Below are 11411 nucleotides of genomic sequence, written 5' to 3' on the forward strand. Positions count from 1 at the left end.
TTGTGACACGACCAGGCGGCGCCAGCAATTACAGGACGAGAAGTCCGCATGAAAAAATGGTAGTATCCGTCGGCTGATCTGATCGATCTTCCACGAGCTTGGGCAGTGCGGGTGGCGTATGGCATCACAATGGTATTCTCTGGTCTCTCAAAAACTTTTTCTTGCCAACACCTTACTGGCAAAGCTTGGACCGGATGCGGACTGCGGGAACACCGGCCAGAACTCTACCGCAGAGAGAGAAGCGCTGTCCCAAGGGGCGACGGAGCTGATTTTGAGGGCGCGTCAATTACTGCTGATCATGATTGCCCGCTGCCATCAGCATAAGGCGGCAAAGCCGGTCTCGCTGGCCGAGTTGGGCGCACTGTTTCCGTATGAGGTGCACGAAGTCCAGTTGCTAAAACAATTGTCTGAGACGCCCGGGAGTTGGTGGTGTCACCTGGATCAACTGGAGGCAGCCTTGAGCCAGCCGCCCGTGACGCGCAAAAACGTTACCGACGAGAACATCATTGCGATCTCCGTCGATCAAGGTCCGGATCGTTCTTTCGCAGCCTTACAGACAACGCTTACGGCCATCACCACTCTGGCCAAAAGCATCGAAGATCAACACAGCGAGTGGTAAGCCACAATTTGTCGCAATACCGAATTTACCAATACAAAGGTTGAACGAATGTCACCATCGTTTTTTGAAATCGTACAACTTGCCAACGGCGACTATGCACTGCGCCGTATTGACGACGACGCTGCACCGCTGGTTCGCATTTCATTCTCGGAAGAAGCCCGGGAAATGATGGAAGATCGGGAGATGAGTGTCGCCAAGTCCATGATCGCTGCGGGCATCGAAGCTGCCGGCAATATCGCCCACGATCTCGACTGGGATGACGACGACAACGACTACGCTGACCCTCAGCCTCAACACACCTTACACTGACTCACTTTACCGGTGACGCAGCACCACTCCATGACTGTCACCTTGCGCTGACGCCTTTTGAAGGGACTCAAAGGCCGAACGAGCCAGCTTGTTGGTCCAAAGCACCACCGCATGGCACGTACCCACACCGAGCGCTCGCTCAGCCAGTTGTTGAGCCGAAAAATCCGGGGTTGATCGCAATACCAGTATTTCGGTGACAGCAATGCTGTGCATCTTCTGCCACTTGCCCACCAGCGACTGCGGCGGATCGATCAAAGCGAGCCAGCGCTTTTCCTGATTCAGCTGGGTCAACATTGGTAACAGCAGCTGAACGTTGTCTGCCTGGCCTTCTGGCAGAATGATCTCTGTCACATTGCCGCACAAGTGGCTCGCTTCACGTGCGGTGCCAGACACAGAACGGTGAGCCTTGACTCGCCGATGGCTGGCAGACATCCCGTGAGCCGGAATAACGGCCGCCGGTTGGAACGCCATGTTCTGATTGAAGCTTAACTGTTCCATTACTCACCTACCTGCAGTGCGCATGTCTGATGGTTAGTGCAGATCTGATCGACGGATCACACCTACGCCCAGGCCTTCGATAAACAATTCTTGTTCGGTCAGATCAATTTCAATCGGCGCGAATTCCTCGTTCTCTGCGATCAACCAGACTTTGGAGCCTTCACGCTTAAACCTCTTCACGGTAACCTCTTCACCAACCCTGGCCACCACAACCTGCCCGTTATGAACATCCTGAGTGCTATGCACCGCGAGCAAATCGCCGTCCAGAATGCCGATGTCTTTCATGCTCATGCCCCGGACCCGAAGCAGATAATCCGCAGACGGAGAAAAAAAGCCCGGTTGCAAGGCGCAATGATCTTCTATGTGTTCCTGAGCCAAAATCGGGCTGCCCGCCGCTACCTGCCCGATAACCGGCAGCCCTGGATCTGGCTCGACCTCCGGCAGACGTATCCCGCGACTGGCACCAGGCACCATTTCAATTGCACCTTTTCTCGCCAGGGCGCGCAGATGCTCCTCGGCTGCGTTCGCTGAACGAAAACCCAGTTCAGCGGCGATCTCCGCCCTTGTCGGCGGATAGCCGGTCTCATCTACATACCGCCGGATAATATCCAGCACCTGGGACTGTCGTGCGGTCAGCTTCATGCAGTTACTCCGGTTTTGGCATCCTGGTTTTATATACAGTAAATTGACTATATACAGTGTTTTATCCAGTGTAAAGGCTCGTCAGTATTTTTCTTGATGGTCACAAGAGGCGACCACGTCCTATGATAAGGTGAAGTTCTTCGAGCTATAAGGATGTCAACAATCTATGAACTCAAACGATCGTTGCAAGATGCCGGATCGACTCCAGAATCACCAAGGCGAAGAACGAAAGGTTGGGGTGGAAATTGAACTGTCAGGGCTCGGCTATAATGAGCTGATTGACCATGCGGCCCGCTTGCTTGACGCCCCCCCGAAGCTGACCTCCCGATACGTGACCAAGCTCGACACAAGCGACGGTACCTTCACCATCGAACTCGACTCTGATCCGATCAAAGATCTTGATCTGGACGATGAGCGAATGCCGCAATCGCTTCGGGATCTTGGCAATCACGCCATGGATGTGATTGATTTCGCGGCTGAGAAGATTGTTCCACTGGAAATTGTGGGGCCTCCCCTGGCCTTTTCGAAGGTTGGTCTGATTGAACACCTTGTCGATGAGCTACGGGAACTTGGCGCCGAAGGTAGCCGTGAAGCCATCTATTTTGCGTTTGGCCTACAACTCAATCCGGAACTACCTGACCTCCAGCCCGACACTCTTGTGCGCTATCTGCAAGCCTTTGCAGCACTGTATGACTGGCTCAAGGCGCGACACCAGATCGACATCAGCCGCAAGTTCACCACCTACATCGAGCCCTGGAACAGCCGTTATACTGAGAAGCTTATGGCTGATGAGTACAATCCGGACATGCAAACACTGATGCGCGACTATCTCCACTTCAACCCGACCAGGAACAAGGCTCTTGACCTGCTCCCCCTGTTCGCACACATTGATGCGGACTTACTGGCAGAATATGTGGACGATCCGAGAATCAAGAGCCGGCCCACCCTGCATTATCGCTTGCCCGACTGCGACATTGACAACCCACGGTGGCACTTTTCAACGGTGTGGAATGACTGGGTAGTGCTTGAGCAACTCACCAACCACCCAGACGACCTGAAAGCACTGAGACAGGCGTTCCGGGAATCCCAGAAGTTCAGCTTTCATAATCTCACCCATTCGTGGCGAGAGACCACAAACCAATGGCTGCAGCAACACGGTTATGTCTGAGCGTCAAGACGCCCTGGAACCCCCCGGGCTAACCATTGGTATAAGCGGGCCGGCAAGGCGGAGTGCTACACACCGCCTGATCAGCCTGGGGTTGAGGCTACACGGCGCCCACACCCACTACATTAGACCCGGCTCAAAGACCGACGTCTCGCTGCTGGACGGATTGGTGTTGTCTGGCGGCACCCACGTTCATCCCCATCGCTACGGCCAACAGCCCCAGGTAACCGCAAACTACGACCTCAAGCGGGATGAAACCGATTACCGCCTGCTGGAGCGGGCCGAAGACCTGGCCATTCCTGTCCTCGGAATCTGCCGTGGCGCCCAGTTCATTAATGTGTTTCACGGCGGCTCCTTGTGCCAAAACGTCACCCCCCTGCGGATGAATACCCGGCATCGCCCCCTGCTACTGCCGTTGCAGACTGTTCAACTGGTGCACACCAGCCGCATCGGGCGCCTGATGCACAGCACGACCATCGGTGCTAATCGTATCCACAGCCAGGCTATCAAACAGCTGGGAAAGAATCTGAGAGTAACTGCTCTGGACAACGACCTGTTTGTACAGGGTATAGAGAGCACGGGGCACCAATGGCTGATGGGCGTGCAATGGCACCCGGAATATCTGCTGTACCACGCCGGGCACAGGCGGATATTCAGCCACTTTGTGCACGCAGCCCGAGCCCGTAAACTGGAACGATTGGAGCGCCAGACAACCATGGCCAATCATCAAGGAGAATGATCATGTCACAAACAAGAAACGCGATGGTGCTGGTCGCCACTGTGCTGACAGCGTCCGCTTTACCCTGGACTGCGGTCGCGGGGGAGGTCAGCCTTAGCGGTGAAGGCAGTGTGCAGTACGCCCCAGACAGCGCCCGATTGCAGTTCACGGCAAACGCGGAGCATAACCTGCCGGAGAGGGCCTCACAGCGACTGGCAGAGACCATGGAGCAGTGGCGTGAATCGATTCAGAGTCTGCGTGATCATCTGGAGAATTACTCAGATGCCAACGTTAATCTTTACACCCGCACATTACCCGTCCAGGACCGGAGCCAGCAACCCGAGCGTGTGGCCGTGGCCAGTCAGACCGTCAGTTTCTCGATCAACGATCTTGAGCTACTGAATCCGCTGCTTGAGCGGGCCCAAAAAGTCGGGCTCCAGTACCACTTGGGCGAGCACCAGTTCTTCCATTCGGATGAAGAAGGCCTGCAAAAGCAGGCGCTGGCCAGGGCCATTAGCGATGCCCGTAGCCGCTGCGCCTTTGTTGCCCAGCAACTGGACAAATCCTGTGGCGACGTGGTTACCCTCAACGTCAATGGCGGGCACCGACCCATGCCCCTGATGATGGCAGAATCCACCGCCCGAAGCGACACCGTGTCGAGCGTCGGTCCGCGGGAAATACGGGCCAGCGTAAACGCCACTTTCAAACTGGAATAGGCCCCCGCCAGCCTCAGAAATCGCGGGTGTAGAAGATATCGAGGGAGGATGCCAGACCACTGGCAGCCTCCAGATAGAAGTACCGACCCAGATCGTAGCGCAAGGCAACGGTAGTAATAGGCTCAAAGATACCGACGCCATAACGAAGGCTTAGCTCATCGGTAATGTAGCCGCTGGCCACCACCGCTGCATCATCGCCAGACCCCTCGGCCTCCAGGGTCAGATTGCGAATACCCAGCTCGTCCCCGATACCCTGGGTCACCCTACTGGCCTGAGTCAGGCCCAACGACAGTGCCGCCTGACTCATCTGACCATCATCGCCACGGCCTTGTGGCGGACGCCCTAGAATAACGTAAGACAGAGCATCGCTTTGTGGCATCGATGGTTCTGAGAACACCTCGGTTTCCGGTGCACTGGCCGGCCCGCTAAGCCGGATGCCAGCGACCACCGAATCCACTCGTCGGACCGCTTCGATGTCCAGGTACGGCTCAGTCAGCGCCCCAACGAACAGAATTCTTGCCCGACGAAGTTCCAACTCCTGACCAAACGCCTGGTAATGGCCGTCCACCAACTGCAGCGAACCACGAGTGTCCATGTCATTGCCAATCCGCAGAGTGCCTTCAAGGTTACCGGTAACACCAAAGGCATCAAAGGTAACCTGATCTTGCCCAACCACCACCGTCACGTCCATCAACATGCGACGGATAACGGGCGCCTCCGCTTCAACACCAACGATTACTTCGTCTTCTGACAACGACACGGCGGTTTGCGGAAGGCCTTTAATCTCGATACCACCGCGCGGCACCTCCACTCGCCCTGAGACAGACAGCTCGCCATCCCGGAAGGCGATGGTAAGATCCGGACCTATTTCTACCCGAGCATAGGGCTCAAAGTTGACGGGCAGCCGGTCACCGGTGATCGACAACTCAAGCTCTGGCTGCTGCTGCCAGTTCAGCAAACCAGACAATTCGCCACTGCTGCGGTCATTACTTTTCCAGCGGCCACGGATGTCGGCGGAGTCGCCAAGAAACTCGAGTACCAACACAACGTCATTCATCGGTAGTGGCAGACCAGGATCGTAAAAACGCCCGCCGGTAAGAGCCAACTCCCCGGTAATCTGTGGCCGCAATAAAGGCCCCGAGAGCACTCCTTCGCCATTTACCTGTCCGCTGATCTCTTCCAGCCCGGCAAAAGCCGCGGCGAACGCCAGGTCCAGAGACTGCAAACTGAAACTGCCCTGTATTGGCCGATCTTCCGCCACCGGATCCACCGAAAGATCCGCGGCAAAGGCACCCAGCTCCGGGCCGCGCATCGCTACCGAAAATTCGGCAACGTGTGGTTTCAGGCGTGCATCCAGGGTCAGGGCCTCATGGGTCAGGCGCTCCCAATCATCCAATACCAAAAATTCAAAGGTGCCAGCGCCAGCGTCCAGAGTGATTCGACCATCCGGGCCAGCATCCGTCAGCGACAGATCTACATCTGCATCCAGGTAGGCATCCCAACGGAAGGTTTCAGGAAACAGAGGCTCAAGGGCCAGCGTCGGGAATTGGCGAATCTGATAGGCAATACGGGTATCTGGCCACAGTTGCTGATCTCCGGCACATACCGAACTGTCTTGCCAGCGCCAGCAATGGGCACCAAAACTTACCGCACCGTCATCGCCATAGGACAGATCCGCAGGGGACTGCAGCTGCCAGGTCTGGCCCGATCCGGGAATCTCAATCTCACCCTCAGACAGTGCGCCTTGCCAGGCGTCACCAGCCTCGGCGAGGGCGCCGGCAAAAATCATCTGCACGGTGGCTTCAGGGTGGCGCGCGTTAAAGGACAACTGGTGCGCCTCGCGCGTTCCATCCAGCCTCAGCGTTATTGCATCAAGCTGCTGTTCTGCAACGTAAATATCCTGGACATCCAGCGCAGCACCAAGCACGCCCCCACGGGCCAGATTGGCATTCAGATCAACATTCTCAATATTCAGAAGATCCTGCCAGCGCAGATTTTCGCCATTGAATGCGAGTTCGGCAGTAGGGTCATCGACGGTCCCACCCAGCGTCAATTCAGCGCTCAAGGCTCCCGCCAGGCCGGTCGCGAACATGCCGGGTTCAGGCACCAACACAGACAGCTGACCACTCAGTTCGCGACCATAACGGCCTTGCCCGTCCAATCGGTTTTCACCAACAGCCAGTACCAGGTTATCAAGCGTCCAGTCGTTGCCGTCGGTGGTCATTTGACCGCGGGCCTGGGTCTCGTGTGCCTGCCATTGACCCTGCAGATTCCAGTCTGCAGACATCCGGGGCAAGCTCTCAGACTGGAGCTGTCCTTCGCTGTTTACCTCGCCGTTAAGGCTGGCCTCAAGCATGGGCACCCAGTATCCGGGATTGAAACCGTCAAGCACCAAAGCCGCAGTCCAGGCCAATTCGGATGCAAAATCAAGCTCTGCCTCGCCGGCAAGCGATCCCGCACCGGTGCTCATGGTCAGCTGACGGATACGGACCGCCTGGTCGTCACCGTCCAGACTGGCCGTCAGTTCAGCCTCACCCAATGGGCCGGTAACGGTCGCGTCAAGATCTGCCTGATAACGATCGTTCTGGTAACTGGCCTGGCCCCGCACACGTTCAAGTGATACCGGCGGCTTCTCCAGACCGGGCACCAGGCTGTACCAGGGGAAGCGCTCCAGCGAGAGATCGATATCAGCAGCAAGGCCGTCGGTCCAGGAGGCACGGCCTTGCACCTCAAAAGTGCCGCGACTGGCTTCTGGTTGCTGCGGTGGAGCCGTCATGGACAGCACCAGATCGGTCACCTGCTCCGTGGTCACCAGGCCACGAACCGATGTTTCGATGTCTCCCTCGGTGCCGGGCAGGACAGCCCGGGTTGTCGCCAGGAAACCGTCAGCCAAAGAACCAGCCAGATCCAGGGACCAGTCCTGCAAGGTGAGGGTTTTGGGCAAATCATGATGCGCCAGGAAACGGGAGGACTCCAGCCCGATGTTCGCGGGCAACCGGCTGTCCAGCGGCTGTACCTGCCCCTGAAGCCGGGCATCCAGATAACCGCTGCTCGCGCCCCTCAGCCTCAGATCTCTGACACTGCCGCCCAGGTTGACGGCTATTTGCCAGTCATCACCCGACGGCGGTGGCAACCACACGTTCACATCCACATCAAGAGGCCAATCGCCGCGCATATCAGCACGACCATTAGCCGTCACCCGGATTTCATCCAACTGATACAACGCATGCTCAAGCTCCAGGCTCGATCCTGAGGCGCGAGATGTCAGCTCGACACGATCCCAGATCGCACCGTCATTAACGGTCAGCGGTCCGAGCGCAATATCACCGATCACCACCGCAATTGGCAGACTCACCCGGGGCAGGTTGATGTCACCGGCGGATTCTTCTTCTGTACCCGAGGGTTGGATCGTCACAGCGATGCGATCAGCCTTGAGCGTATCAAGGCATAAGGTTTTTTCAAACAAACAGCCAGGTGACCAATCGACCTCTGGTGCGTCAACCACAACACCAACCCCATACCCTTGCCAGCTCAGGCGCTCTGCCTGCCATTGCCCGAGTAAAGAACCGCGATCGGCTTCTGTTTGCAAACCGGGAATCTGGTCAATCGTCCAGGCCGTGCCGGTCTCGGTGTGCAACGCCGCCAGAATCAGCCCAATCAGTATCAACGGCAGCAACAGGACAACCGCCAGCGTGATCAACAGCCAGAACCACCAGCGCCTGCGCAAGGGCTTTCGGTGCCGCTGTGGTGGCTGTTGAGTTTGCTCGGGGGATTCTTGGGAGGAATCGGTCACAACTCAGGCCCCATAGAAAAATGAATACGCCAGCCACCGCCAAATTCTTCATCCAGACCTTTAGCGATATCCAGCCGCAGCGGCCCAACCGGGCTCACCCAGCGAATGCCCATACCAACGCCCGTAGCCAGACGGTCGAAAACGTCATCAACGGCATTACCTCTATCGACAAAGCCGGCGATGCGCCAGTTCCTGATAAATTCATACTGGTACTCAACACCGCCGACCAACTGATAGCGACCACCGATCGCGACGCCATCGGCATCACGGGGAGACAGGGTTTCGTATCCGTAGCCCCGAACGCTTTGGTCACCACCGGAGAAAAACCGGAGAGATGGCGGTACATCCGAGAAACTGTTGGTGGCAACCCCGCCAAAATTAAAACGGGTCAGAAACCGGTGGTTGTCGGCCAGGGTGTAAAGACCTCGAGCCAACACGTTCATATGGAGAATGTCTGCATCCGAAATGATGGCACGGTGCGCGCCCATCACGTCAAACTGGAGCCGGTAACCCCGGGACGGGTCCAGCGGCGAGTTGGCCTGAAGCTTTGAATAGCTGAGCCCCGGCAACAGCAGGCTGGAGTTGCCCCGTTCGTCTTCGCCGATGCGGAAACGCTCACCTTCCCAGCGAATCGACACCACCTGCATCCACCCGGTATCCAGCTGGTGCCGCCATTGTTGCCCCAGAGTCAAACGTTCAGATTCGACGTCCTCGATATTCTCGCGCTGATAGCCGGCACCGAGCCGCAGAGAATCGGTCATCGGTGGGTCCAGGGGCAGTTCGTACCAAGTACTGACGTTCTGGCGAAGTTCCGAAAGCTCGGTGTCGGCACCGCGCCGGTGCCCCATGGAGTTGGTGTAGTGCTCGCGCCAGTTACCCCGCACCCTGGGACCAACGTCTGTGGAGAAACCAACACCGGCACCAATTGACCGGGGCGGCCTTGGAGTCAGACCAATATCGATCGGTATAACGCCATCTTCGGCACGGTTGGGTGAGGCATCAATATCAACGCCCGAGAAATACCCGCTGTTAGAAAGGTCCCGGTTCAGCTTGGCCACTTCATCGGCGTGGAATGGGATATCAGGATCAAACGTTACAAACCGATTCAGCAAATCCGGATCAAAGTCGTGACCTTCCAGGAAGGTGACAGAACCGAGACGATACCGCTCGCCTGTCCGGTAGTGCAAGGTGATGTCTGCCAGATTTTCCGAGGGGTCGACTTCCAGCCGGCGGGTAATGAATTCACCGTCAAAATACCCCAGACGGCCGGCTCGATTCTGAATGGCCTGGCGCAGGGTGGTATAGCGACCGTGATGCAATATGTCGCCTTCGGCCGGTTGTCGGGGCACCTGGCCTGTAAACTCCGGATCGTCGCCCCCCGGGCCTTCGATTTCAACGTTCCTGGAGCGGATTCTGACGGGCTCGCCCGGCTCAACCGTCAGGACCAGCTCAGCAAGGCCGTCATCAGATTCGGTAACCACGGAGGTGATAACCGGGTTGTAATATCCCAGCGCTCGTATCGCCTGCTCTACTTGGGCAATTGCGGTCGATGCATAACGCCGCAGGCCATCAGCCGTCCGCCCCTCCACATCACCCACGAATATCCGAGCATTGTCGCGGAGATCGCGATGATTGCCTTCAAAGACTACCCGCACCTGGCTGCCATAGCTGCCGGAGGCGTAACAAAGCATCGCGAATCCGATAAGCCTAAGGCATTTCTTGATGTAAATTGCGGGTAACAGCATGTAGTGTGTTCGTTCCCCACCGGGTTGAATAATAAATCCCAAAGACAGGGGTGCGAGTTTACCGATACCCACCGAGGCCTTCTACGCCTGTCAGGACAAATTCGATCGACCGCCATGACCACCTGATACCAGGAAGGTCGTCGTCTCAATCAGAATAGGCTAACCTGTCAGTGACTTATGCTGGTCAAAGCCCCATTAACAGGAAGCCCGGATGCTCAGGATTAATCGCGAAAATCTCAGATCCAGCCATCAGATGATCTGGTTCCTCATTGATTTTCTGATGTTGGGCCTATTGGTCATCAACCTTTCATTTATTATCTGGGATTCAATCTACAGCTTCGTGGCCATCCAGTCGTTGCTTGAAGAGCACCTGCCTGGCGTGAATGCCGCTTACCAACCGGTGCATGAACGCTTCATTTTCTATGACCTGATTTTTGTATCGATCTTTCTCACAGAATTTTTCCTGCGCTGGGGCTACTCCGTTAAAGCCAAAGTCTATGACCGCTGGTATTTCTATCCGTTCATTCACTGGTATGACCTGGTCGGCTGCATCCCGATCGGCAGCTTGCGCTTCCTGCGGATACTAAGGGTGATCTCCATCATCTACCGTTTACACCAGTACAAGATCATCGACTTCACCAGTACCCGTTTGTACCGATTCGTCATGTTCTACTACGACGCTTTTATGGAAGAGTTGTCTGACCGGATCGTGTTAAAGGTGCTCAGTGGCGTACAAGACGAAGTAAAGCGCGGCTCGCCACTGCTGGAAAGAATCCAGCATGACATTCTCTATCCAAGGCGCAGCATGCTCTCAGACTGGCTCTCTGAACGGGTCTCGCAAGCCGCCCAGCAGGGGTATGTTCCGAACAGGGGCGCGCTGCGTGCTTACCTCGAAAGTCGAGTCGACCATGCCCTCGAACAGAATCTTGAACTGTCACGACTGAAATATCTGCCCGTTGTCGGCCCCACTATTCAGGACACTCTGGAGAACGCAGTCGGCGATATCGTCGCCAACGTAATCCACCAGATCCTGGAAGATCTGGCGTCGTCTACCAATCATGCGTTTATCGAGGATATCGTGAACGTGTTCTTGCCAGAACCCGGCGAGGAAGCCACAGAAGATACAGAAACGCAGGCCCTGATCAATTTGACCCTTGAGGTGATTGATGCGGTTAAGGATCAGGTGCGGGTGAAACGGTGGCGAGA

At 56.4% G+C, this 11411-nt stretch carries 10 protein-coding genes; 6 read left to right on the forward strand and 4 right to left on the reverse strand.

Features of this window, described 5'->3' with window-relative positions:
* The first annotated feature begins 118 nt into the window (after positions 1 to 118).
* Positions 119 to 619 carry a DUF6586 family protein gene (locus tag IBX51_RS04225; RefSeq protein WP_291829010.1) on the forward strand — a complete coding sequence of 167 codons (501 nt, stop codon included), beginning with the start codon at positions 119 to 121 and terminating at the stop codon, positions 617 to 619.
* A 48-nt stretch (positions 620 to 667) separates the two neighbouring features.
* A complete protein-coding gene (locus IBX51_RS04230) occupies positions 668 to 928 on the forward strand; it encodes a hypothetical protein (protein ID WP_291829012.1) in 261 nt (86 codons plus the stop codon).
* Between the two features lie 6 nt (positions 929 to 934).
* Here the strand turns inward: IBX51_RS04230 and IBX51_RS04235 are convergent, their stop codons facing one another.
* Both IBX51_RS04235 and lexA read right to left on the reverse strand, forming a co-directional pair.
* Positions 935 to 1426: a SulA-like leucine-rich domain-containing protein gene (locus tag IBX51_RS04235; protein WP_291829014.1), complete on the reverse strand. Its 492-nt coding sequence runs from the start codon at positions 1424 to 1426 to the stop codon at positions 935 to 937.
* Between the two features lie 33 nt (positions 1427 to 1459).
* Entirely contained in the window at positions 1460 to 2068 is a 609-nt protein-coding gene (gene lexA / locus IBX51_RS04240; protein ID WP_291829015.1) for a transcriptional repressor LexA, read from the reverse strand.
* Positions 2069 to 2234: 166 nt separating this feature from the next.
* Between lexA and IBX51_RS04245 the strand changes: the two genes are divergently transcribed.
* The 3 genes from IBX51_RS04245 to IBX51_RS04255 are packed head-to-tail and all read left to right on the forward strand — an operon-like array spanning position 2235 to position 4667.
* Entirely contained in the window at positions 2235 to 3236 is a 1002-nt protein-coding gene (locus IBX51_RS04245) for an amidoligase family protein (RefSeq protein WP_291829016.1), read from the forward strand.
* Positions 3229 to 3972, forward strand: a complete 744-nt coding sequence (locus IBX51_RS04250) for a gamma-glutamyl-gamma-aminobutyrate hydrolase family protein (RefSeq protein ID WP_291829017.1) — start codon at positions 3229 to 3231, stop codon at positions 3970 to 3972. The genes IBX51_RS04245 and IBX51_RS04250 overlap by 8 nt, the downstream gene beginning before the upstream one ends.
* Positions 3973 to 3974: 2 nt before the next feature.
* Entirely contained in the window at positions 3975 to 4667 is a 693-nt protein-coding gene (locus tag IBX51_RS04255; protein WP_291829018.1) for an SIMPL domain-containing protein, read from the forward strand.
* A gap of 13 nt (positions 4668 to 4680) precedes the next feature.
* Here IBX51_RS04255 and IBX51_RS04260 read toward each other — a convergent pair whose 3' ends face one another.
* Together IBX51_RS04260 and IBX51_RS04265 are read right to left on the reverse strand one after the other, a co-directional pair.
* The gene (locus tag IBX51_RS04260) at positions 4681 to 8460 is read right to left on the reverse strand and encodes a translocation/assembly module TamB domain-containing protein (protein WP_291829019.1); all 3780 of its coding nucleotides are present in this window, start codon (positions 8458 to 8460) and stop codon (positions 4681 to 4683) included.
* Positions 8457 to 10151, reverse strand: a complete 1695-nt coding sequence (locus tag IBX51_RS04265) for an autotransporter assembly complex family protein (protein ID WP_291829020.1) — start codon at positions 10149 to 10151, stop codon at positions 8457 to 8459. Before IBX51_RS04265 ends, IBX51_RS04260 begins: the two co-directional genes overlap by 4 nt.
* Before the next feature lie 265 nt (positions 10152 to 10416).
* Here IBX51_RS04265 and IBX51_RS04270 point away from each other — a divergent pair.
* A partial coding sequence (locus tag IBX51_RS04270; protein ID WP_291829022.1) for a hypothetical protein occupies positions 10417 to 11411 on the forward strand: 995 nt, incomplete at its 3' end.

The sequence above is a fragment of the Marinobacter sp. genome, assembly GCF_014859525.1.
Classification (GTDB): Bacteria; Pseudomonadota; Gammaproteobacteria; order Pseudomonadales; family Oleiphilaceae; genus Marinobacter.

Bases quoted from the DNA above. Each gene is read 5' to 3' on its own strand.
- IBX51_RS04250 (WP_291829017.1), top strand. From the start codon at position 3,229: ATGTCTGAGCGTCAAGACGCCCTGGAACCCCCCGGGCTAACCATTGGT.
- IBX51_RS04245 (WP_291829016.1), top strand. From the start codon at position 2,235: ATGAACTCAAACGATCGTTGCAAGATGCCGGATCGACTCCAGAATCAC.
- IBX51_RS04225 (WP_291829010.1), top strand. From the start codon at position 119: ATGGCATCACAATGGTATTCTCTGGTCTCTCAAAAACTTTTTCTTGCC.
- IBX51_RS04235 (WP_291829014.1), bottom strand. From the start codon at position 1,426: ATGGAACAGTTAAGCTTCAATCAGAACATGGCGTTCCAACCGGCGGCC.
- IBX51_RS04265 (WP_291829020.1), bottom strand. From the start codon at position 10,151: ATGCTTTGTTACGCCTCCGGCAGCTATGGCAGCCAGGTGCGGGTAGTC.
- IBX51_RS04255 (WP_291829018.1), top strand. From the start codon at position 3,975: ATGTCACAAACAAGAAACGCGATGGTGCTGGTCGCCACTGTGCTGACA.
- IBX51_RS04230 (WP_291829012.1), top strand. From the start codon at position 668: ATGTCACCATCGTTTTTTGAAATCGTACAACTTGCCAACGGCGACTAT.
- lexA (WP_291829015.1), bottom strand. From the start codon at position 2,068: ATGAAGCTGACCGCACGACAGTCCCAGGTGCTGGATATTATCCGGCGG.